19 protein-coding genes are annotated in these 21267 nt (G+C 67.4%); 10 read left to right on the top strand and 9 right to left on the bottom strand.

The annotated features are described in order from the left end of the window. The first annotated feature begins 3 nt into the window (after positions 1-3). Genes gcvH through gcvPB form a run of 4 tightly spaced genes read left to right on the top strand, consistent with a single transcriptional unit; the run spans position 4 to position 3788 of the window. A complete protein-coding gene (gcvH, locus tag ACU4E7_RS12915; RefSeq protein ID WP_238120165.1) occupies positions 4-378 on the top strand; it encodes a glycine cleavage system protein GcvH in 375 nt (124 codons plus the stop codon). A 9-nt stretch (positions 379-387) separates the two neighbouring features. Beyond that, positions 388-861, top strand: a complete 474-nt coding sequence (locus tag ACU4E7_RS12910; protein WP_238120164.1) for an OsmC family protein — start codon at positions 388-390, stop codon at positions 859-861. A 9-nt stretch (positions 862-870) separates the two neighbouring features. Continuing rightward, positions 871-2211, top strand: coding sequence for an aminomethyl-transferring glycine dehydrogenase subunit GcvPA (gene gcvPA, locus ACU4E7_RS12905; protein WP_447019092.1), 1341 nt, complete (start codon positions 871-873; stop codon positions 2209-2211). Beyond that, positions 2211-3788 (top strand): aminomethyl-transferring glycine dehydrogenase subunit GcvPB, encoded by a 1578-nt coding sequence (gene gcvPB, locus ACU4E7_RS12900; protein ID WP_447019091.1) that lies wholly within the window; start codon positions 2211-2213, stop codon positions 3786-3788. The genes gcvPA and gcvPB overlap by 1 nt, the downstream gene beginning before the upstream one ends. Positions 3789-4033: 245 nt before the next feature. Here gcvPB and ACU4E7_RS12895 read toward each other — a convergent pair whose 3' ends face one another. Then, positions 4034-4258, bottom strand: coding sequence for a hypothetical protein (locus ACU4E7_RS12895; RefSeq protein WP_238120161.1), 225 nt, complete (start codon positions 4256-4258; stop codon positions 4034-4036). Positions 4259-4518: 260 nt separating this feature from the next. Here ACU4E7_RS12895 and ACU4E7_RS12890 point away from each other — a divergent pair, with 260 nt between their 5' ends. Then, positions 4519-5124, top strand: coding sequence for an SAM-dependent methyltransferase (locus tag ACU4E7_RS12890; RefSeq protein WP_447019090.1), 606 nt, complete (start codon positions 4519-4521; stop codon positions 5122-5124). A gap of 132 nt (positions 5125-5256) precedes the next feature. Then, on the top strand, positions 5257-6735 hold the full coding sequence (locus ACU4E7_RS12885) for an NAD-dependent succinate-semialdehyde dehydrogenase (RefSeq protein ID WP_447019089.1): 1479 nt from the start codon (positions 5257-5259) through the stop codon (positions 6733-6735). A 47-nt stretch (positions 6736-6782) separates the two neighbouring features. Here the strand turns inward: ACU4E7_RS12885 and ACU4E7_RS12880 are convergent, their stop codons facing one another. The 4 genes from ACU4E7_RS12880 to ACU4E7_RS12865 all read right to left on the bottom strand — a co-directional run bounded on the left by ACU4E7_RS12880 (position 6783) and on the right by ACU4E7_RS12865 (position 10133). Continuing rightward, entirely contained in the window at positions 6783-7241 is a 459-nt protein-coding gene (locus tag ACU4E7_RS12880) for a carboxymuconolactone decarboxylase family protein (RefSeq protein WP_447019088.1), read from the bottom strand. Positions 7242-7266: 25 nt separating this feature from the next. Then, entirely contained in the window at positions 7267-8028 is a 762-nt protein-coding gene (locus ACU4E7_RS12875; protein WP_238120158.1) for an ABC transporter permease, read from the bottom strand. Continuing rightward, positions 8025-8999 carry an ABC transporter ATP-binding protein gene (locus tag ACU4E7_RS12870; protein WP_238120157.1) on the bottom strand — a complete coding sequence of 325 codons (975 nt, stop codon included), beginning with the start codon at positions 8997-8999 and terminating at the stop codon, positions 8025-8027. Before ACU4E7_RS12870 ends, ACU4E7_RS12875 begins: the two co-directional genes overlap by 4 nt. 96 nt (positions 9000-9095) lie before the next feature. Beyond that, positions 9096-10133, bottom strand: coding sequence for a TIM44-like domain-containing protein (locus ACU4E7_RS12865; RefSeq protein WP_447019087.1), 1038 nt, complete (start codon positions 10131-10133; stop codon positions 9096-9098). A gap of 233 nt (positions 10134-10366) precedes the next feature. Here ACU4E7_RS12865 and ACU4E7_RS12860 point away from each other — a divergent pair, with 233 nt between their 5' ends. After that, the gene (locus ACU4E7_RS12860) at positions 10367-11377 is read left to right on the top strand and encodes a hypothetical protein (protein WP_238120156.1); all 1011 of its coding nucleotides are present in this window, start codon (positions 10367-10369) and stop codon (positions 11375-11377) included. Positions 11378-11385: 8 nt separating this feature from the next. Here ACU4E7_RS12860 and ACU4E7_RS12855 read toward each other — a convergent pair whose 3' ends face one another. Then, positions 11386-12090, bottom strand: coding sequence for a DUF1013 domain-containing protein (locus ACU4E7_RS12855; RefSeq protein ID WP_238120155.1), 705 nt, complete (start codon positions 12088-12090; stop codon positions 11386-11388). A gap of 324 nt (positions 12091-12414) precedes the next feature. Beyond that, positions 12415-15612 carry an autotransporter domain-containing protein gene (locus tag ACU4E7_RS12850; RefSeq protein ID WP_447019086.1) on the bottom strand — a complete coding sequence of 1066 codons (3198 nt, stop codon included), beginning with the start codon at positions 15610-15612 and terminating at the stop codon, positions 12415-12417. 406 nt (positions 15613-16018) lie between these two features. Between ACU4E7_RS12850 and ispH the strand changes: the two genes are divergently transcribed. Genes ispH through rnhA form a run of 3 tightly spaced genes read left to right on the top strand, consistent with a single transcriptional unit; the run spans position 16019 to position 18435 of the window. Beyond that, entirely contained in the window at positions 16019-17011 is a 993-nt protein-coding gene (gene ispH, locus ACU4E7_RS12845; protein WP_447021628.1) for a 4-hydroxy-3-methylbut-2-enyl diphosphate reductase, read from the top strand. Positions 17012-17014: 3 nt separating this feature from the next. Then, complete coding sequence (gene thrB, locus ACU4E7_RS12840) at positions 17015-17980, top strand: homoserine kinase (protein ID WP_238120152.1); 966 nt, start codon at positions 17015-17017, stop codon at positions 17978-17980. Next, positions 17977-18435 (top strand): ribonuclease HI, encoded by a 459-nt coding sequence (gene rnhA / locus ACU4E7_RS12835; RefSeq protein WP_447019085.1) that lies wholly within the window; start codon positions 17977-17979, stop codon positions 18433-18435. Before thrB ends, rnhA begins: the two co-directional genes overlap by 4 nt. Before the next feature lie 179 nt (positions 18436-18614). Here the strand turns inward: rnhA and ACU4E7_RS12830 are convergent, their stop codons facing one another. Together ACU4E7_RS12830 and ACU4E7_RS12825 are read right to left on the bottom strand one after the other, a co-directional pair. Next, positions 18615-19745 carry a polyamine ABC transporter substrate-binding protein gene (locus tag ACU4E7_RS12830; protein WP_447019084.1) on the bottom strand — a complete coding sequence of 377 codons (1131 nt, stop codon included), beginning with the start codon at positions 19743-19745 and terminating at the stop codon, positions 18615-18617. Between the two features lie 90 nt (positions 19746-19835). Beyond that, the gene (locus ACU4E7_RS12825; protein ID WP_447019083.1) at positions 19836-21230 is read right to left on the bottom strand and encodes a glutamine synthetase family protein; all 1395 of its coding nucleotides are present in this window, start codon (positions 21228-21230) and stop codon (positions 19836-19838) included. Between the last annotated feature and the right edge of the window lie 37 nt (positions 21231-21267).

Raw genomic sequence — 21267 nt, 5'->3', positions numbered from 1 at the left:
GCCATGAGCAGCGTGCGTTACAGCAAGGACCATGAATATGTGCGCGTCGAGGGCGACACCGGGGTGGTGGGCATTTCCGCCTATGCCCAGAGCCAGCTCGGCGACGTGGTGTTCGTGGAGCTGCCCGAGGTGGGCAAGACCGTGGCCCTGGGCAAGGAAGCCGCGGTGGTGGAGAGCGTGAAGGCGGCGAGTGAGGTCTATGCCCCGGTTTCCGGCGAGGTGGTGGAGGTCAACACCGAGCTGGAAGGCAATCCGGCCCTGGTGAACGAAGAGCCGGAAGGCTCGGGCTGGTTCCTTAAGCTCAAGATCACCAACCCCGCCGAGCTCGACACCCTGATGGACGAGGCCGCCTACAAGGCCTTCCTCGAAACCCTCTGAGGCGCCCCCATGGCACATGATTTCCATGCCACCATAAGGTGGAGCCGGGACGGCGCCGTCTTCACCGACGGCCGTTACTCCCGCGCCCATGTGTGGGCGTTCGATGGGCTGGAGGTGCCTGGCTCCTCCGCGCCCTCCTCGGTGCGGCTGCCCCTCTCCCGCGAGGACGCGGTGGATCCGGAGGAGGCGCTGGTGGCGGCCGCCTCCAGCTGCCACATGCTGTTCGCCCTCGATTTCGCCCGCAAGGCCGGGCTCACCGTGGACAGCTATGAGGATGCGGCCGTGGGAGAATTGACCCCCAACGCCGCCGGCAAGCTGTTCCTGTCCCGCGTCACCCTCACTCCGGTGATGACGGTTTCCGGCGAGACAATCCCCACCGAGGAAGAGCTCGCCGCCATCCACCACAAGGCACATGCGGAATGCTACGTGGCCCATTCCCTGCGCGCCGAGATGGTCATCCTTCCGCGCGTCGTGAAGGCCTGAGGGACCCCCATGCGTTATCTTCCCCTCACCGCCGAGGACCGCGCCGAGATGCTGGCGCGCATCGGCGTTCCCACCGTCGACGACCTGTTCGTCGATATTCCCGCCGACAAGCGCATGACCTCTTTGCCCGACCTGCCGCCCGCCAAGGGTGAGCTGGAGGTGGAACGGCAGCTGGCGCGCCTCGCCGGGCGCAACATGACGGCCGGCTCGGTGCCCTTCTTCCTGGGCGCCGGCGCCTATCGCCACCATGTGCCCGCCACCGTCGATCACCTGATCCAGCGCTCGGAGTTCCTCACCTCCTACACGCCCTATCAGCCCGAGATCGCCCAGGGCACGCTGCAATATCTGTTCGAGTTCCAGACCCAGGTGGCCGCCCTCACCGCCATGGAGGTGGCCAACGCCTCCATGTATGACGGCTCCACCGCCGCCGCCGAGGCGGTGCTGATGGCCCACCGGGTCACCCGCCGCCGCAAGGCGGTGCTGGCGGGCAATCTCAATCCCCAGTATCGCGCCACCATCGAGACCGTCTCGCGTTATGCGGACGATGTGGTCACGGCGCTGCCGGCCCGGCCGGAAGGGGGCGAAGACCTCATCGCCGGCATCGACAAGGACACCTCCTGCATCGTGGTGCAGAGCCCGGACGTGTTCGGCAACCTGGTGGATCTGAAGCCCATCGCGGAAGCGGCCCACGCCGCCGGCGCGCTGCTGGTGGCGGTGTTCACCGAGGCGGTCGCCCTCGGCCTGGTGGAGCCCCCCGGTGCCCAGGGCGCGGACATCGTGGTGGGCGAGGGCCAGTCCATCGGCAACGCCCTCAATTTCGGCGGGCCCTATGTGGGCCTGTTCGCCACCCGCCAGAAATATGTGCGGCAGATGCCCGGCCGCCTTGCCGGTGAGACGGTGGACGCCGAGGGGCGGCGCGGCTTCGTGCTCACCCTCTCCACCCGCGAGCAGCATATCCGCCGCGAGAAGGCGACGTCCAACATCTGCACCAATTCGGGGCTGTGCGCGCTAGCCTTCACCATCCACATGTCCCTGCTCGGCGAACAGGGCCTCACCAAGCTCGCCCGGCTCAACCATGAAGCCGCCTGCGATCTCGCCGAACAGCTCGCGGCAGTGCCCGGCGTGAGCCTCGTCAACACCAGCTTCTTCAACGAATTCACCGTGCGCCTGCCGCGCCCGGCGGTGGATGTGGTGGAGGAGCTGGCGCGGAAGGGCATTCTGGCCGGCGTGCCCTATGCCCGCCTCGCCCCGGCTGCGGGGCTCGACAATTTGCTGCTGGTGGCGGCCACCGAGGTGACCACCGCAGAGGACCGCGCCGCGTTCGCCGCGGCCCTCAAGGAGGTGCTGTGATGAACCGCGAAGGCCGGGGCGCCACCGCGCCCGCTCCCCTCTCCACCCCTGCCCCCACCCCTGCCCCCGAAACCTTCACCGGCAACCGGGCCCTCGATCTCGAGGAAGGCCTGCTGTTCGAGGTGGGACGCCCGGAAGTGTCCGGCGTCGACCTGCCCGCGCCCAAGGGCGGCGCCGACCGCCTGGGCGGCCACGGCCGCACCGCCGCCCTCGGCCTGCCGGGGCTGAGCGAACCGGAGGCCATGCGCCATTACGTGCGCCTCTCGCGCATGAATTACGGCATCGACAGCGGCCTCTTCCCGCTCGGCTCGTGCACCATGAAGCACAACCCGCGCCTCAATGAGAAGATGGCGCGGCTGCCCGGCTTTGCCGACATCCACCCGCTGCAGCCGGTCTCCACCGTGCAGGGGGCGCTGGCGCTGATGGCGGAGCTGTCGCGCTATCTGCTGGCGCTCACCGGCATGGCGGCGGTGGCCCTGCCGCCCAAGGCCGGGGCCCATGGCGAGCTCACCGGCATGATGGCCATCAAGGCCGCGCACATGGCGGCGGGCTCCAGCCGCCATGTGGTGCTGGTGCCCGAAAGCGCCCATGGCACCAACCCGGCCACCGCCGCCCTCATCGGCTATGAGGTGCGGGCCATCCCCGCCCGTGCCGATGGCACGGTGGACCCGGAGGCGGTGCGCGCGGCGCTCTCCCCTGAAGTCGCGGCGCTGATGCTCACCAACCCCAACACCTGCGGCCTGTTCGAGCGGGACGTGGTGGAGATCGCCGCCGCCGTGCACGCGGCGGGCGCCTATTTCTACTGCGACGGCGCGAACTTCAACGCCATCCTGGGCAAGGTGAAGGTGGCCGACCTCGGGGTCGATGCCATGCACATCAACCTGCACAAGACCTTCTCCACACCCCATGGCGGCGGCGGTCCCGGCGCCGGCCCGGTGGTGCTGTCCCAGGCGCTGGCGCCGTTCGCCCCGGTGCCGGCCCTGGTGGAGACCGACGGCACCCTGGCCCTGGCGGAAGAGCGGGGCGGCACCGGCGCGGAACAGGCCCTCGGCCGCATGAGCGCGTTCCATGGGCAGATGGGCATGTTCGTGCGGGCGCTGGCCTGGATGCTCTCCCACGGCGCCGACGGCATGCGCCAGGCGTCGGAAGACGCGGTGCTCGCCGCCAATTACGTGCGCGCCAGCCTCATGGACCTGCTCTCGGCCCCGTTCGCCGAGCGCCCGGCCATGCATGAGGCGCTGTTCGACGACACCTGGCTCGCCGGCACCGGCATCAGCACCCTGGACGTGGCGAAGGCACTCATCGACGAGGGCTATCACCCGATGACGGTGTATTTCCCGCTGGTGGTGCACGGGGCCATGCTCATCGAGCCCACCGAGAGCGAATCGAAGGCGTCCCTCGACCTGTTCATCGCCGCCTTGCGGGATCTCGCCATGGCGGCCAAGGCCGGAGACACCCAGCGCTTCCTCGGCGCGCCGCACTATGCCCCGCGTCGGCGGCTGGACGAGACCCGCGCCGCCCGTGCCCCGGTGCTGCGCTGGACCGCGCCGCAGCCTTTGCCCGACGCCGCGGAGTAGCACCGGCCCTGCGGGCCGGTCCCTGAAACGCAAACGCCCCGGTCGGATCAGCTCCGGCCGGGGCGTTGTGTTTCAGACTGCTACAGGCCGTCAGGAGGATAGGACGGCGTCAGGCGAACGCGCCGGGCCCGCGGCAAGACCCGCGAGAGAGAACACCCGTGCGAAGCCTACCGGCGCACAGGGCGGACCGCGCCGCTCCGGCGTTCACCGTGTGCCGCGCCTCGCGACACACGGGACCCACCCGCTCAGCTGCCCTGGGGCCCGTTGCCGGGCTTGGCGGTCAGGGCCAGGATGCGCTTGGCCACGAAGATGGAAGCGGGAATCGCCAGCACCGCGCCGATGGCCGCGGCGATCGGAATGGCCCGCATGTCCTCCTGCGCCGGGGTCGGAACGTTCAGCACGACCATCACCAGAATGCCGGCAAACGCCACCGCCAGAACCGACCAGATGAGAACTGCAACTTTCAGCACGGCACACCTCCTCCTTGGAAGCGCTCAATATATTTCCAAAACATCGCTTTCGCTTGACCTCGATCAAGGGAAAGCGACCCCTGCGTCACCTCGCCCCAGGATGGCAGCGCCGGCCACGAACGCCCTTAAGGTGCCGCCGACCGGTGTGATGCTGCAACCCGCAGCCACACGGCTCAGAACCGCGTTCCCGTTTCGAGTCTCGGAGTACGCCGCACCCGCACCGCGGGCGGGCGTGACGTTGGGCGAAGGTGAGAGTGGATATGACGGCATTCTGGAATGAACGCTATACGCGCGAGGATTATCTCTTCGGCGTTGCCCCCAATGCGTTTCTGGCCCGGCAGGCGCCGCGGCTCACCGCCGGCGGCCGGGCCCTGGCCATTGCCGACGGCGAAGGCCGCAACGGCATCTGGCTAGCCGAGCAGGGCCTTTCGGTGCATGCGGTGGATGCCTCCAGCGTCGCCCAGGACAAGGCCCGCCGCCTTGCCGCCGAACGGGGCGTGAGCCTCGAGCTGGAGCTGGTGGACCTCGCCGATTGGACCTGGCCCGAGGCCGCCTATGACGTGATTGCCGGCATCTTCATCCAGTTTCTCGGCCCGGAGCCGCGGGCGAAGATGTTCGAGGGTATTCGCCGCGCCCTCAAGCCCGGCGGCGTGCTGCTGCTGGAGGGCTATGGCCCCAAGCAGCTGGAGTATCGCACCGGCGGACCGGGCCAGCTCGACAATCTCTATACGGAAGAGCTGCTGCGCACCGCGTTCGCCGATCTGGAGATCGTGGAGCTGGTGAGCTACGACGCCGAGATCGCCGAGGGCGCCGCCCACAACGGCCTGTCGGCGCTGGTGGACCTGGTGGCCCGCAAGCCGGCCTGAACGCCGACACCAGCGGCGACGCGATAGCCGCCACGCCGGTGCATCACGAACACCTCCCCGCCGTGCGCCTTTCGTCTTATATGAGCGGCGGCGCGCCCTGCCGCGCCGCCGCAACGTCCCAAGGAGCCCGTCATGGCCGCATCCCAGCCTCTTGCGCACCCGCACACGCCCGCCTTCACCCTTCTGCGCGAGAAAATGCTGATTGGCGGCCAATGGGTGGACGCGGACGATGGCGCGACCATCGCCGTTCACAATCCCGCCACCGGCGCCCTCATCGGCTCCATCCCCAAGGCAGGCGCCGCCGAGACCCGGCGCGCCATCGAGGCCGCCTCAGCCGCCTTCCGGCTCTGGAAGGCACTGACCGCCGCCGAGCGGGCCGCCAAGCTGCACAAGCTGGCCGACCTCATCATCGCCCATACCGAGGAACTGGCGGTGCTGCTCACCACCGAGCAGGGCAAGCCGCTGGCCGAGGCCCGTGGCGAAATCGGCGCCTCCGCCGCTTATGTGCGCTGGTTCGCCGAGGAAGCCCGGCGCATCTATGGCGATGTCATCCCCTCCCCCTGGGCCAACCGCCGCATCATGGTGACCAAGGAGCCGGTGGGCGTCTGCGCCGCCGTGACCCCCTGGAACTTCCCCTCCTCCATGCTCTCGCGCAAGATCGGCGCGGCGCTGGCCGCGGGCTGCACGGTGGTGGCGAAGCCCTCCGAGCTCACCCCCTATTCGGGCCTGGCCTGGGGCGTGCTGGCGGAGATGGCGGGCATTCCGTCCGGCGTCGTCAACATCGTGGTGGGCGATGCCCCGGCCATCGGCGCCGAAATGACCGCCAACCCGCTGGTGAAGAAGGTGACGTTCACCGGCTCCACCCCGGTGGGCAAGCTGCTCATGAAGCAGTCGGCGGACACCATGAAGAAGATCTCCATGGAGCTCGGCGGCAACGCCCCCTTCCTGGTGTTCGACGATGCCGACCTCGACCTCGCGGTGGAGCAGGCCATCGCCTCCAAGTTCCGCAACGTGGGCCAGACCTGCGTGTGCGCCAACCGCTTCTATGTGCAGGCCGGCATTTATGACGCCTTCGCCGCCAAATTCGCCGAGGCTGCCAAAAAGCTGAAGATCGGCAATGGCCTGGAGGCGGGCGTCACCGCCGGTCCGCTGATCGACGACCGGGCGCTCGCCAAGGTGAACCGGCTGTTGAAGGACGCCCTGGACAAGGGCGCCAAGGTCGTCACCGGCGGCCAGCAGCCGGCCCAGGGCGGCACCTTCTTCGAGCCCACGGTGCTCACCGGCGCCACCCAGGACATGGCGTTCGCCCGCGATGAGATCTTCGGCCCGCTGGCGCCGCTGTTCAAGTTTGAGACCGAGGAAGAGGCGGTCTCCTATGCCAATGCCACGGAATACGGCCTCGCCTGCTATTTCTTCACCAAGGACCTCGGCCGCGCCTTCCGCGTCTCCGAACAGCTGGAATATGGCCAGGTGGGCGTCAATGCCGGCGTGCTCACCACCGAAGTCGCCCCGTTCGGCGGCGTGAAGGAGAGCGGCATGGGCCGCGAGGGCTCCAAATACGGCTGCGACGACTATCTCAACATCAAGTACGTGTGCGTCGGCGGCATCTGAGCCCCGCCAGAATCAAAGCCCCCGCCCATGGCGGGGGCTTTTTTGCGTCACGCCGGCGGGGCGAAGCGGAGGCCGACGCCGATGCGGTTCCAGGCGTTGATGGTGGCGATGGAAACCGTGAGATAGGTGGCCTCCGCCTCGCTGAACACCACCCGCAGCGCCGCCCAGGCGGCTTCGGAGGCGGCGCCTTCACCCAGCTCCGTCAGCGCCTCGGCCCAGGCCAGGGCCGCGCTCTCGCGCTCCGAATAGAGGCCGGCATCCCGCCAGGCAGCGACGAGATCGAGCTTCTGCCCGCTCACCCCCACCTTCCGGGCAAGACCCACATGGAACTTGAGGCAGAAGGCGCAGCCGTTGATCTGCGACACCCGCACCTTGACCAGCTCGGTGAGCCCCTTCTCCAGGCCGGAGGCATCCACCCCCTTGGTGAGGGCGGCGAGGCCCGCATAAATGTCAGGTGCGCTGTCGATGAAGCTCTTGTAATCGGGACGGAGCAGATTTTCGCTCATGGCGAGACCCTTTCGATGGCGCCGCTCAGCTCTTGAGCCGATAGCCGGTTCTGAACATCCAGCTGACAATGAACAGGCAGGCGGCGAGGAACAGCAGCGTCATGCCGAAGCTGATGCCCACTCCCACATCCGACAGGCCGAAGAAGCTCCAGCGGAAGCCGGAGACCAGATAGACCACCGGGTTGAACAGGGTGATGGTGCGCCACAGCGGCGGCAGCATATCCAGGGAATAGAAGGTGCCGCCCAGGAAGGTCAGGGGTGTCACCACCAGCATGGGAATGAGCTGCAGCCGCTCGAAGCCATCGGCCCAGATGCCGATGATGAAGCCGAACAGCGAGAAGGTCACTGCGGTGAGCACCAGGAACGCCAGCATCCAGAACGGATGGCGGATCTCCATGGGCACGAACAGCGCGGCGGTGCCAAGGATGATGAGCCCCACCACCACCGATTTGGTTGCCGACGCCCCCACATAGCCGCACACGATCTCGAACGGCGACACCGGCGCCGACAGGATCTCGTAGATGGTGCCCGAGAAGCGCGGGAAATAGATCGCGAACGAGGCGTTGGAGATGGATTGGGTGAGCAGGGTCAACATCATGAGACCCGGCACGATGAAGGCCCCATAGGGCACATGCTCCACCTGGGTCATGCGGCTGCCGATGGCGGAGCCGAACACCACGAAATAGAGCGAGGTGGAAATCACCGGCGAGACCACGCTCTGCAGCACAGTGCGCAGGGTGCGGGCCATCTCGAACCGGTAGATGGCGCTGATGGCTTGAAGATTCACGACGCGGGCCTCACCAGGCTGACGAAGATGTCCTCCAGCGAGCTCTGCTCGGTGCGCAGATCGTTGAAGGCGATGCCCTGGGCGGACAGGTCCGCCAGCAGCGCGGCAATGGGCGCCTCGCCCGGCCGGTCGGCGCTGCCATAGCTGTAGGTCAGCATCTGCCCGTCGCCGGACAGGACAAGGCCATAGGGCGCCAGCAGTTCGGGCACCTCGGCCAGGGGCGCGGCCAGCTCGATGAGAAGCTGCTTTTGCCCCAGCTTGCGCATGAGCGTGGCCTTCTCCTCCACCAGGATGATCTCACCCCGGTTGATCACCCCCACCCGGTCGGCCATCTCCTCGGCCTCCTCGATATAATGGGTGGTGAGGATGATGGTGACGCCTTGCTCTTTCAGCCGACGCACCAGCCGCCACATGTCGCGGCGCAGTTCCACGTCGACGCCGGCGCTGGGCTCGTCCAGGAACAGCACCTCGGGCTCGTGGGCCAAAGCCTTGGCGATGAGCACTCGCCGCTTCATGCCGCCCGAGAGCGTCATGATGCGGGCATCCTTCTTTTCCCACAAAGACAGGCTGCGCAGCACGGTCTCGATATAAGCGGGGTTCGCCTTGCGGCCGAACAGGCCACGGGAGAAGCTCACGGTGGCCCAGACGGTCTCGAAGGAATCCGTCGACAGCTCCTGCGGCACCAGGCCGATGCGGGCGCGGGCGGCGCGATAGTCGACGACGATGTCGTGGCCGGCCACCTGGACGGTGCCCGATGTCGCCTTCACCAGGCCGCAGATGGTGGAGATGAGGGTGGTCTTGCCGGCGCCATTGGGGCCGAGCAATGCGAAGATCTCCCCCGGCACGATGTCGAGGGTGATGTCTTTCAGGGCGCTGTGGCCGGTGGCGTAGGTCTTGGAGAGATGGCGGACGCTGACGATGCCGGGAGCCGGCGGATCAGCTGTGCGCGGAGCGGAGGGGGCAGCGATCATGGTCCGCGGTTAGACCACGGACCGTCGACGGCGGGAAGCCCCGCCGGCGATGGGATGCCGGCGCACGGAGCCGTTCAGGATCCCTGCGCCGCAGCCTCAGGCCCCCGCGCGCGCCTCCTGCATGGCGGACAGGCGCCAGGGGCCACCCGCCTCGCGCACGAAGGTCCAGACCTCGGTGCCTTCACCCGGCCGGTCACGATCACCCGAGATGAAGCGACCGGTGGCGCGATCCACCATCACGTCGCGGCTCTCGAAGCGCATGGCGACGGTAGTGTATTCCAGGGACCCCTCGCGCCACGATTCGGCAAGGTCGCCCTGCAGCAGCTTCACGTCGGAGACTTCGTTGCGCACGCCGCGGGCAGCGTTGTCACGCCATTCCTCGGCCATGGCCTCGAACACCTCCGGGGTGGTCACCGCCTTGAGCGCCGCGGCGTCTTCCCGGCCGAAAGCGGTCTCGACTTCCTGGAGCAGCCGTTCGAAAGTGTCGAGATCCGCCGGCGTGATACCCAGCACGTCCACCGGCCCGCGCGCGGCGGCGGCCGCAGGCTGGGCTGTGCCGGTCCCGCCCCCCAATCCGCTCCCCATGCCGCGCCCCATGGCCCCCCCGAGGGAGCCCCCCAGGGCACCGCCCAAGGCGCCACCGAGCGGGCCACCGTTGCCCGATGCCGGGCCGGTGGCGGAGCGGCCATAGGCCGTCGCGCCGGCGGGAGCCGGCTGCGGGCGGCGGAAGAAGCGCAGCACCAGCATCACCACCAGCGCCAGCAGCGCGCCCTGCAGCAGCAGGCCGAGGAAGCCGGCAAGGCCACCCAGGCCGTGCCCCATGAGCATGCCGATGAGGCCGCCGATGAGCAGGCCGCGCATGAGGCTGCCGCCGAGGCCGCTGCCGAACATGGAAGGCCGCGCCGCCTGCGGCCGCATGGCGGATGCATTGGGCGTGGACGAGGCCGCCGGCTGGGGCGTGGTGGAGCGCTGGATGGGCGCGGCGGGCGTCGGCGCCGTCTGGGTCGTGGGGGGTGCCTGATAGGTGCGCGAGCCGCGGCTGCCCACCGACATGCCCCGTCGCGCCTCGGCGCTGTCCACCACCATAACGCCCAACGCGGCGACGATGCCGAGCATCGCCAGAACCGGCCTCATGCCCACGGATAACCCTCCATCCCAAATGACGTTGCTACCGTGATACCAAAAGCCGGCACCACCTTTCCGCAACGGAATATGACGCATATGGGGAGCCGCGTCAGCGATTGCGAGGGGGCTTTCGGCATTTGATGTCAATTGGCCGCGGCTGCTACTGTGCCGTGACCTTCCAGAATGAACCGCACATGGCCCCGCCCCGGGGACCTTGGATGGGACCTTGCATGGGACCTCGCATGCCCACCCCCGTTCCGCTCCCGCCGCGCCGCACGCTGCTGAAAGCGCTGCTCGCCGCCCCGTTCACGCCCTTCATGGCCCCGGTGCTGGCGACGCCTGCCGGCGCCCAGCCATCCATCGGCCCGCGCGCGGCGTCTGCCCTGGGCGTGCTGGTGCGCAACCAGAGCACGGCGCCGAGCTGCGCGGGGCCGGAGAACCTGGTTCTCACCTTCGTTTCGGAAGCGGTGCGCCGGCTGCATGTGGAGGCGCGCCACCCCGCCTTCACCACGGCTCTGGCCTCCGACGCGGACGTGCCGTCCTATCTCGGCTGTCCCACCGATCCCGCCGCCCCGATGCCCCCGGTGGCACAGGGGGCGGATGGACAGGTGCTGCTGGAAACCGCCGAGCTGCGGGTGAGCGGCCACGGGGCGCCGGATTTCTGGCGGCCGGCGACGGTTCCCGTGCGGGTGGGAGACAAGAGGTTCGAGGGCTTCGGCCGGGTGGAGCTCGCCGTCAAGCGCGACGGCGCGGTGGTGCCGGTGCTGGACCTGTTTCCCGGTGACGGCTCCTGGCGCCTGCGTCCCCTGCCGCCGCCCCACCTCGGCCACACCGCCTTTGGCGCGGCGGTGCTGATCGGCCCGGTGGCGCAGGAACGGCAGGTTCTGGTGAAGCTGGCATCGGTGGCCATCGCACCGGACGGACGCGGCTTCACCCTGCGCTTCGCGGACGGCGGCAGCGCGCAAGTGACCCTGGCGGGCGCCGACCGGCAGCGTCTGGCCCTCGACGCCACCTTCGCGCAGCCGGTGACAGCGCCGTTCGCGGCCCTCAGGGCCCATTATGTGATGCAGGGGGAAGCGGACATCACGCGGCTGGCCTGGCGCACGGGCACATCGGCCCCGCTCGGCGAGGCGCCGGTGATGAGCTTCACCGACACGCCGGATGTCACTTTATTGTGGGCGGGCCGCCTGACGCCCACCCGTCCGGCGCCCACGGCGCCGGATCTCGTCTTCTCCGGCTTCGCCGGGGGCTGAGCGGCGGATCACTCCTCCGGCTCTTCCTCGCCCTTCTTGGAACCACCGAGCTTGGCGAACACCGTCTCGAGATCGAGGGATTCGCGGCCACGGCCGCGGGCCGGCTCTTCGGCCTCCTCGCCGGTGGTGACATCGGCCGGCAGCAGGGTGGCGCCGCGATCGTCCTGCACCATGTCGGCGGGCCGATCCTTGGCCGCGCGCTGCACCTCGAGGTCAAGGTCGATCTGGCTGCACAGGCCCAGCGTCACCGGATCCATCGGGGTGAGCTGCGCCGCATTCCAGTGGGTGCGCTCCTTGATGGACTGGATGGTGGACTTGGTGGTGCCCACCAGGCGGATGACCTGGGCATCCTTCAATTCAGGGTGGTTGCGCAGCAGCCACAGGATGGCGTTGGGCCGGTCCTGACGGCGCGACACGGGGGTATAGCGCGGGCCGCGGCGCTTCTTCTGCTCCGGCAGGCGCACCTTGGATTCCTGCAGCTTCAGGCGGCGGTTGGGATCCTTCTCGGCGAGGGTGATCTCGTCACGGGTCAGCTGGCCGGAAGAAATGGGGTCGAGCCCCTTGATGCCCTGCGCCACCTCGCCATCGGCAATGCCCTTCACCTCCAGCGGGTGCAGCTTGCAGAAATCGCCGATCTGCTCGAACGAGAGTGCCGTATTGTCCACCAGCCAAACGGCGGTGGCCTTGGGCATCAAAGGAGTATTCGTCGACATGGCGGCCTCGGGGGCTGGGGTTCGTGTTCTGAAATTCGTCGGTTCGGCCCGTTTTCCTCATTGCGGCACAGCCAACGCCACAGCAAGGGCAGAGCGCCCGATACCGAAGGACATGTGCGGGTTCGCTGGCGCCCCCGTTCCCGAGGGCGGACCGCGAAGCACATCGCAATGTCCGGAATAGACGTAGCATAGTCGCCTCGACTGCGACTTGCAAATACCCAGGCTTGGAAAAGCCGCCGTGCGTGAGGTGGCCGGAGGCCAAAACGCGGACGTCATCTACGATGGCCCGCGCACAGGCGCGGGCCATCCTGCTTGCAAGGAGCCTCAGAAGCGCAGGGAAAACGTCCCCTTGAAGGCATTGTCGACCGCCGGGCCGGCCAATTGGCCAAGGTAGGTGAGATCGAGCCGCGCAACCGGGCTGAAGCGCACGCCAAGCCCCGCTTCCACCAACGCGGCATCCTCGGCGATGGGCGCGCCCTCGGTGGCGAACGGCAGGGAGCCGGCGGCAAAAGCCATGGTCGCGGTCGGGTTCACATCCCCGAAGGCATGTCGCCAACCGAGCCCAACCAAGGCGCGATAGGTCGCCTCGCCGAACACCACCTCCGTCGACGTCCGCAGGCCCAGCGTGGTGAACGTCACATCCGTATCCACTGACCCACCCTTGAGCGCGGCTCCGCCGAAACTTTCGACGAAATCGCCCCCAGACAGGTTCACATAAGCAAGAGCCGCGAACGGTTCAAAGGCGAAAGCACCGACAACCACATCATAGCCCACATCGGCGAACAGCTGCGCGGTGCCCAGGTCGCTGGTGGAATGCAGGCTTTCCATAAGTCCGGAGATAGCCACCGAGCGCGAGGTGGAGACATCGTTCCAGGTATAGGCACCACCCAGCCGCAAGGCGAGGTCGCCGAAGCGTGCGGCCGCATAAAGCGCCGCCGTGATGTTGTCGCTGCTCGCGGACGAAGCCCGATCATCCACATCGATGGAGGTGTTGGAATAGCCCCCGGCCACGCCCACCAGCCAATGGTTGCCGAGCTGGGCATCGACACCGGTCAGGAAGCCGCCAGTGCTCTGCGAGACGGTCGCCGCGTTGCCATTGGCCCAGCCCCGCCCGAAATTGCCATAGCCCTGGCCCCAGAAGGTATACGCCGGCGCAGGTGCCGCCACCGCATCGGTGATGGCCGCAGTGGCGGCGCCAGTCCTCCCCGGCTCTGCATAGGAAGCCACAAGCTGCCCGCGAGAGAGCGCCGCAGCGGCGCCCGCACCCACAGTCGATGCGTTGCGCATCCGGTCCACCAGCGTGTCACGCACATCCGAGCTTCGCTCGATCAGCACGCCGCGCGTGGAGGCATAGACCTCGCCGGAAAGAGCGTTGAAGGCCGCATTCGCGGACGAAGCGTCGCTCTGGTCGACCACGGCCGTCCACGCGGAATTGTCGGGGCCCAGACGGTCAAGGGCCGCGGCGACGGCCGCAGTATTGGCGCTGCGCGCCACATCCGCGAAAGCGACGTCGTTGCGGTCGAGGCTCAGATATGCGGCATCCGCGTCATAGGAGAGCTTCGTGTCGAGGAACAGCAGGGACTGGTCCCAAGCGGCGCCATCAAAAGTCCCGATCCTGCCGCCATCGGTGGCGACGATGGCGTAGCGCTTGCCGATCTCGAAATCGCTGCGCGCGCCAAAAACGTGGACCACGCCAGCCAGCTCCGCCGTCCCCGAGACGGTCACCGCATCGGCAACACCGCCGACCACCTCGATCTCGGTGGTGACCCCCGACGCCAGCTTCAGGTTGCCATCGATGGCGAGTGTTCCGACGGCGCCATTGCCAGGCGCGAGGATGCCTCCGGCATGCACGCTCACCGGCGCCGAGATGGTGCCAGAACCCATCAGTACGCCCTTGTCGTGCACGTCCAGGGCAGCGGTCGCAAGGGTGCCGGAAACGATGAGGCCCGCGGTTGCCCCTGCCCCGCCCACACGGCTTGCTCCCGTGAGGACATTCCCGCCGGTGAGCCCCAGCAGACCGCCATCCACGCTGACCCCGCCGAAGCTGTTGGCACCCACCAGGAACAGGGTCCCGCTGCCGGCCTTGGTGAGGCGCCCGGCGCCGGAGATGTCGTTCAGCCAACTGTCGACCGCGTTGAAGCCCCCAAGGCTGGCATCCATGGTCACCGTGGTGTCGTTACGGAAAGCGCCATAGCCACCGCTGGCCGCGAACAGATTGAGCCGCGCCCAGCCGGAGCCATCGTCGAGCGCGCTGCCGGAAGCGATCTCGGTGGTGGCCAAGACCTCACGCCTCTGCTCGGCGGAAAGATAGGGGAAGCGCGTGACCAGCAGGATCTCCGCGCCCACCGGCACCACCGGCGCCAGATCCGTGGGGCCGGTGGGCGCCAGCCCGTAGGTCAGCCGATATTCGTAATCCGCCTTGTTCTTGGCATAGTTGGAGAAACGGTTGGGCGCCTGATTGGCGACACAGGTTGCGATATCGGTGCCGCAGCCGTCCGCCAGCACGGAGCGGAATTGTGAGGTGGCCGCCTCAAACAGCGACCAGAAGTCTGAGGTCACGGTGATGACCTGGCCGCCACCGAGATTGATGGACTGCCCGGCATAATCGGGGTTGTTGTTGAGCAGTTGCACGAGATCATGAGTGGCGGTGATGCGACCACCGATCACGTCAAGCGCATAGTGGGCGCCCAGCACGATCCGGCTGTCGCCGAACTCGGAACCGCGCGTCACCATCTCCTGGTACATTTCCGGAACCATCATCGCGAACAGCAGCGATGTGGTGTAGCCATAGGCCGTATGTCCGCTGGGAAACGCGGCGCTGGCATAGAGATCGGCGTTGAGTTCCGCGCTGGAAGTGCCCGGACCGACGGTATCGGCCATGGTGCCACCCACCACGGGCGCCACGAACGCGGGCGCGGAGAACACATCAATGGCGTCCGGCGCCACCTGATAGGGACGCGAATTGCCAGACAGGTTGGTCTGCTGCGGCGGCGCCAGCGGGCCATAGGCCGTGTCATAGACATTGTATTGGCCATCCGCCGGCAGCGACACGCCGTTCGCCGGTGTGAAATGGGGATAGCCGTCCACCGTACCGCTACCGAAGAAGTTCTTCGCGGCGTTCGCATCGAGAACCGAAACCAGATTGGCCTGGGTGAGCACCCCCATCAGGGCACTGCTGCTGTTGGAGGTGGTTCGCGGATCACCGGCGAAAATGGAATTGAAATAAACGCTCTGCAGCTTGGTTCCCAGGCCGTCGGCCAAGGTTGTGCCGCGATAAAGATCGATGGTGTAGTCGTGGACGGCTTGCGCACGACGGGCTGTATCGGCCTCATTGTTCACGGCGATGGAGGTGGCCAGATTCTGCGCCAGCACGCTGCGCCCGGCCTCAGTCGAAAGCAGCTGACTGAACGGCATCAGTACATTGATGACATCAATGTTGCTGGCCGTCTGCGCGTGTGCCGGCAGCGATAAACACGCGGTCGTGCACAGGAGTGCCGCCGCAGCCTTGGTGTGAATGGTCATGATCCAGCCCTGATCTGCAGCAGCCGACACCCGATTGGCGCGTCGCATCCGTCTGCACGGTCCCTATGGCGTGGAAGCGTGACAGTTTTTTAATACCTCCAAACGGTGGACAACCGATGCGCCTGCAGGGCGCTGGCTTAAAATGACCGCATCGCCGTGGCGGCATGCCGTCCGAGCACGGAGAAGAACCGCTTATGGCGCATGGCTTTGAAAGCACAGCGGCACGGCGATAGCAGTGCGCCTGCCGGCGACATCTGCGGCGACACATGCCGCAAGGCGATCGTTTTGCTTCCGGGTTGTTGCAGAAGCGCGACACACCTTGCGGACCATGCCCGCCCGCCGCACCCTTGACATGCCGCAGCCAGCGCCCCCTTCTGCGAGAATGTCTCGACTGGACTTCCCGACCATGGATGGCACCATTCCACCTGCGGCCCAACCCCATCAAAAGCCGCCGCTTCGCATTCTCCTGTGCGCGCCGCGCGGTTTCTGCGCCGGCGTGGTGCGGGCCATTGATGCCGTGGAGCAGGCCCTCGCCCGCTATGGGGCGCCGGTTTATGTGCGGCACGAGATCGTGCACAATAAATTCGTGGTGGATGCCCTGCGCGCCAAGGGCGCCATTTTCGTCGAGGAGCTGGATGAGGTGCCCGATACCGGCGCACCGGTCATCTTCTCCGCCCACGGGGTGCCCAAATCCGTGCCGGAGGAGGCCTCCGGCCGCCGGCTGTTCGCCATCGACGCCACCTGCCCCCTGGTCACCAAGGTGCATCGCGAGGCGCTGCTGCACCACAAGAAGGGCCGTCATATCCTGCTCATCGGCCATCGCGGCCATCCGGAAGTGGTGGGCACCATGGGCCAATTGCCCGACGGCGCCATCACGCTGGTGGAGACGGTGGACGACGCCGCGCGCATCACGCCCCCCACCGGCGGCCAGCTCGCTTATGTGACGCAGACCACCTTGTCGGTGGACGACACGGCGCAGATCGTCGCGGCCCTGCGTGCCCGCTTCCCTGACCTCGCCGAGCCGCACAAGGAAGACATCTGCTATGCCACCACCAACCGCCAGGAGGCGGTGAAGAAGGTGGCGCCGCAGGTGGATGCGCTGATCGTGGTGGGTGCTCCCAATTCCTCCAATTCCCAGCGCCTGCGCGAAGCGGCCGAGCGGGCCGGCTGCGCCAAGGCGCTGCTGCTTCAGCGCGCCGCCGACATCGACTGGGACAGCCTCGGCCCCCTCGCCACCCTGGGCCTCACCGCCGGCGCCTCGGCCCCCGAGGTGCTGGTGGAGGAGATCGTCGATGCCTTCTCCACCCGCTACCAGGTGAGCGTGGAGACGGTGCTCTCCACCGAGGAGGATGTGTTCTTCCCCCTGCCCCGGGCCCTGCGCCCGGACGCCGCGGAGTAGATCGTGGCCGTTTATACCGACGTTTCCCCCGCCGCTCTGGCGGACTTCATCGCCACCTATGACGTGGGCACCCTCACCTCCTTCCACGGCATCGCCGAGGGGGTGGAGAATTCCAACTTCCTGGTGCAGACCACCAGCGGCACCTACATCCTCACCCTTTATGAAAAGCGGGTGGAGCGCGCCGATCTGCCGTTCTTCATCGGCCTCATGCAGCATCTGGCGGCCCGCGGCCTCTCCTGCCCGCAGCCAGTGGCGCGGCGCGACGGCACCATGCTGAGCGAGCTTGCCGGCCGGCCGGCGGCCATGGTCACCTTCCTGCCCGGGGTCTCGGTGCGCCGCCCCACCGCCCACCATTGCGCCGAGCTCGGCCATGGCCTCGCCCAGTTGCATCTGGCCGGCGCCGACTTCGCCATGCGCCGGGCCAATGCGCTCTCCGTCTCCGGCTGGCGCCCCCTGTTCGAGGCCGCCCACGGCGCTGCGGACACCGTCGCGCCCGGGCTGGGCGCCGCCATCAGCTCGGAATTGGCGCAGCTGGAGGCCGATTGGCCGCGCAATCTGCCCACCGGCGTCATCCACGCCGACCTGTTCCCGGACAACGCCTTCTTCCTCGATGAGAGCCTGTCCGGCATCATCGATTTCTATTTCGCCTGCACCGATGCCTTGGCCTATGACGTGGCCATCTGCCTCAACGCATGGTGCTTCGAGGCGGATGGCTCCTACAACATCACCAAGGGCCGGGCGCTGCTTGCCGGCTATGAGCGGCTGCGGCCGCTGACGGCGGCGGAAACCGCGGCCCTGCCCCGGCTCGCCCGCGGCGCCGCTCTGCGCTTCCTGCTGACCCGGCTGGTGGACTGGCTGAACGTGCCGGAAGGCGCTTTGGTGCGGCCGAAGGACCCGCTGGAATATCTGCGCAAGCTGCGCTTCCACCAGGCGGTGGACAGCGCCACCGCCTATGGACTCGCGGCATGAAGAAGACGGTCGAGATCTTCACCGACGGGGCCTGTTCCGGCAATCCCGGCCCCGGCGGCTGGGGCGCGCTGCTGCGCTTCGGCGCCCACGAGAGGCCGCTCAATGGCGGCGAGCAGCTCACCACAAACAACCGCATGGAGATGACCGCCGCCATCAGCGCCCTAGAGGCGCTGAAGGAATCCTGCGCCGTGGAACTGCACACCGACAGCCAGTATCTGAAGGACGGCATCACCAAATGGGTGCACGGCTGGAAGCGCAACGGCTGGCGCACCGCCGACAAGAAGCCGGTGAAGAACCAGGATCTGTGGGAGCGGCTCGACGAAGCGCTGAAGCGCCATGAGGTGCGCTGGCACTGGGTGAAGGGCCACGCCGGCCACCCGGAGAACGAACGGGCCGACGAGCTGGCCCGCGAGGGCATGGCCCCGTTCAAGCTGAAAGGCCGCATCGGCGGCTGAGGAAGTCCTCCCGGCCATGGCCGGGAGGGATCACGCGGTGCCGGACCCGAAGGCGCGCCCCGCACCGCGTTCGCGGCGCCGCTCTCACGGCGCCGCCTGCACGTTCTGCTTCACAGTTTGCTTCGCTTGCTGCTCCACCTGCGGGGCCCCTTGCGGGCCCCTTGCGGGTCACTTGCGGGTCACTTGCCGCGCTTGAAGCTGTTCCACGTCTTGGTGACCACGCGCTGCACCTTCGGGTCGTTCGTGGTCACGATGAACAGTCGCGAGAACACCTCCTTGTCCGGATAGATGGCCGGATTGTCGAGGATCTCCTTGCTGATGTACTTCTGGGATTCCAGATTGCCATTGGCATAGGAGATATAATCGGTGTTCTTCGCCGCCACTTCCGGGCGCATCATGTAGTTGATGAAGGTGAGTGCCTCATCCACATGCTTGGCATCCTTGGGGATGGCGAAATTGTCGAACCACATCAGGGCGCCCTGCTGGGGAATGACATAAGCGATGTTGACCGGATCCGTCTTGGTCTTCTCCGCGGCCTCGACGGCGCGGGTCTTGGCCTGGAACACGTCACCGGACCACCCCACCGCCAGACAGATGTCGCCACGGGCCAGAGCGTTGATATAGCCCGAGGAATCGAACTTTCGGATATACGGGCGGATCTTCATCAGCATCTCGCCGGCCTTCTGGATATCCTCCGGATTCTTGGAATCGGGATTAAGCCCCAGATACTTCATGGCCGAGGGGATGACCTCTTCCGGCCCGTCCAGCATGTAGACGCCGCAATCCTTGAGCTTGGAGAGGATTTCCGGCTTGAACACGATGTCCCATGTATTCATGGGAATATCGCCGAGCCGTTCCTTCACCTTGTCCACATTGTAGCCGATGCCGGTGGTGCCCCACATGTAGTTCACGGCATGGGCATTGCCCGGATCATAGGCGGCGAGCCGCTTCTCGATCTCCGGCCAGACATATTTCAGGTTCGGGATCTTCGCCTTGTCGAGGGGCATGAAGATGCCGGCCTTGATCTGGCGTTGCAGGAAGGAGTTGGAGGGCACCACCACGTCATAGCCGGTTTTGCCGGCGAGCAGCTTGGTCTCCAGCACCTCGTTGCTGTCGAAGACGTCGTAGCGGACCTTGATGCCCGTCTCCTTGGTGAAGTCCTCGAGCACCGTCGGGTCGATATAGTCCGACCAGTTGAAGACGTTCAGCACCTTGTCCTGGGCGAACGCCGGCCCGGTCAGGCCGGCGGTGGCGGCGAGCGCAACCCCCAGTCCCAGCCCCAGGACAGCCGCAGTAACAGCGCGACGCATCCGCTCTTCTCCTCTGAGAAACGGCGAGATTTTCCACCTCGCCCGCGACCTGAGGCTATTGCGTTGCGACGCAACCCTCAACCGGAAACGTCAAAGGTAGGTTTCATACTCCAGTGGAAGAATGACACGGGTAAAGGCCGCCAGTTCTTCCCGTTTCATCACCCCATAGACGCGCCGGTATTCCTCTCCGAACGCCTGGGCAATGAAGGGAGACGAAGAAAACCGCGCCACCGCGTCGGCCATGGAGGGGCTCAGCTGGGGGGCCTCGTGGTCATAGGCGTTGCCGGACAAAGCCGGCGGCGGCTCGATCTTGGCCTCCAGCCCCTCCAGCATGCCGGCAAGGATGGCCGCCAGCACCAGATGGGGGTGCGCCTCCGCCCCGGCGATGCGATGCTCCAGCCGCCGCGCCGCCGGCGGGCCATTGGGCACCCGCACCGCCACCGAGCGGTTGTCATAGCCCCAGGTCACCGAAACCGGCGCATAGCTGCCGGGCACCAGGCGGCGGTAGCCGTTGTAGCTGGGCACGAACATCAAGGTGGCGTCGGCCATGGTGGCGAGCAGGCCGCCGGCGGCATGGCGCAGCGCCGCATCGCCCCCATCCGGGCGGGCGAACAGGTTGCCGCCCCCCTGCTCCAGCAGGCTCACGTGCACATGCATGCCGTTGCCGGCGAAATCCGCCAGCGGCTTGGCCATGAAGGTGGCGCGCAGGCCATTGCGGCGGGCCACACCCTCGATGAGCCGGCGCAGCAGCAGCGCTTCATCCGCCGCCTTCAGGGGATCGGCCCGGTGGTAGAGATTGACCTCGAACTGGCCGGGCGCCGCCTCCGAAATCACCGTATCGGCGGGCAGCCCCTGGGCCGCGCAGGCCTCGCGCACCTCGTGCAGCACCGGCGCGAAGGCGTCGAGGTCCGACATGGAATACATGTTCTGCCGCGGCTGGCCGGTGGCGCGGAACACCGGCTCCGGCGCCGCTCCCGGCTCGCCCGGCTTCAGGAGATAGAATTCGAGCTCGAAAGCGACGCACGGCGTCAGCCCGAGGGCCGTGAAGCGGTCGACGATCTTGGTGAGCTGCTGGCGCGGATCGAGCCGCCAGGGGCGCCCGCGCGGCGAGCCATCGGGCTCGAACATGGTGATCAGCACCTGGGCGGTGGGGCGCGAGGCCCAGGGCACCGGCGTCAGCGTGCCCGGCACCGGCCAGCACAGGCCGTCCTTGTCGCCGGTCTCCAGGTGGATCTCGGTGGCCTCCACCTCGCAGCCCCACACATCGAGGCCGAAGATGGAGAGGGGAATGGCGACGCCGTCGGTCCAGACCTTGGCCAGCGAGGTCCCCGGCAGCCATTTGCCTCGAAAGACGCCGGAGGTGTCCGGCAGCAGGACCTCCACCACATCGGGGGAGCCGAAGGTGCTGAGATAGGCCGCAACCTCGTCGGTGGCGGCCCCTTGAGCCGCGGCGTCGAGAGGCTGGCCGGGCGGGGATGCCGGCATGATGCTCCAGTCAGAACGTTGAGCGCGGCATCCATCC

Source organism: Xanthobacter sp. ZOL 2024 (genome assembly GCF_052932325.1).
This window is presented reverse-complemented; position numbering and strand designations above follow the sequence as displayed.

Bases quoted from the DNA above. Each gene is read 5' to 3' on its own strand.
- gcvPA (WP_447019092.1), top strand. From the start codon at position 871: ATGCGTTATCTTCCCCTCACCGCCGAGGACCGCGCCGAGATGCTGGCG.
- ACU4E7_RS12865 (WP_447019087.1), bottom strand. From the start codon at position 10,133: ATGAGGCCGGTTCTGGCGATGCTCGGCATCGTCGCCGCGTTGGGCGTT.
- ACU4E7_RS12880 (WP_447019088.1), bottom strand. From the start codon at position 7,241: ATGAGCGAAAATCTGCTCCGTCCCGATTACAAGAGCTTCATCGACAGC.
- ACU4E7_RS12850 (WP_447019086.1), bottom strand. From the start codon at position 15,612: ATGACCATTCACACCAAGGCTGCGGCGGCACTCCTGTGCACGACCGCG.
- ACU4E7_RS12910 (WP_238120164.1), top strand. From the start codon at position 388: ATGGCACATGATTTCCATGCCACCATAAGGTGGAGCCGGGACGGCGCC.
- ACU4E7_RS12855 (WP_238120155.1), bottom strand. From the start codon at position 12,090: ATGTCGACGAATACTCCTTTGATGCCCAAGGCCACCGCCGTTTGGCTG.
- rnhA (WP_447019085.1), top strand. From the start codon at position 17,977: ATGAAGAAGACGGTCGAGATCTTCACCGACGGGGCCTGTTCCGGCAAT.
- gcvH (WP_238120165.1), top strand. From the start codon at position 4: ATGAGCAGCGTGCGTTACAGCAAGGACCATGAATATGTGCGCGTCGAG.
- ACU4E7_RS12830 (WP_447019084.1), bottom strand. From the start codon at position 19,745: ATGCGTCGCGCTGTTACTGCGGCTGTCCTGGGGCTGGGACTGGGGGTT.
- ACU4E7_RS12860 (WP_238120156.1), top strand. From the start codon at position 10,367: ATGCCCACCCCCGTTCCGCTCCCGCCGCGCCGCACGCTGCTGAAAGCG.
- ACU4E7_RS12825 (WP_447019083.1), bottom strand. From the start codon at position 21,230: ATGCCGGCATCCCCGCCCGGCCAGCCTCTCGACGCCGCGGCTCAAGGG.
- ACU4E7_RS12885 (WP_447019089.1), top strand. From the start codon at position 5,257: ATGGCCGCATCCCAGCCTCTTGCGCACCCGCACACGCCCGCCTTCACC.
- ACU4E7_RS12890 (WP_447019090.1), top strand. From the start codon at position 4,519: ATGACGGCATTCTGGAATGAACGCTATACGCGCGAGGATTATCTCTTC.
- ispH (WP_447021628.1), top strand. From the start codon at position 16,019: ATGGATGGCACCATTCCACCTGCGGCCCAACCCCATCAAAAGCCGCCG.
- ACU4E7_RS12870 (WP_238120157.1), bottom strand. From the start codon at position 8,999: ATGATCGCTGCCCCCTCCGCTCCGCGCACAGCTGATCCGCCGGCTCCC.
- gcvPB (WP_447019091.1), top strand. From the start codon at position 2,211: ATGAACCGCGAAGGCCGGGGCGCCACCGCGCCCGCTCCCCTCTCCACC.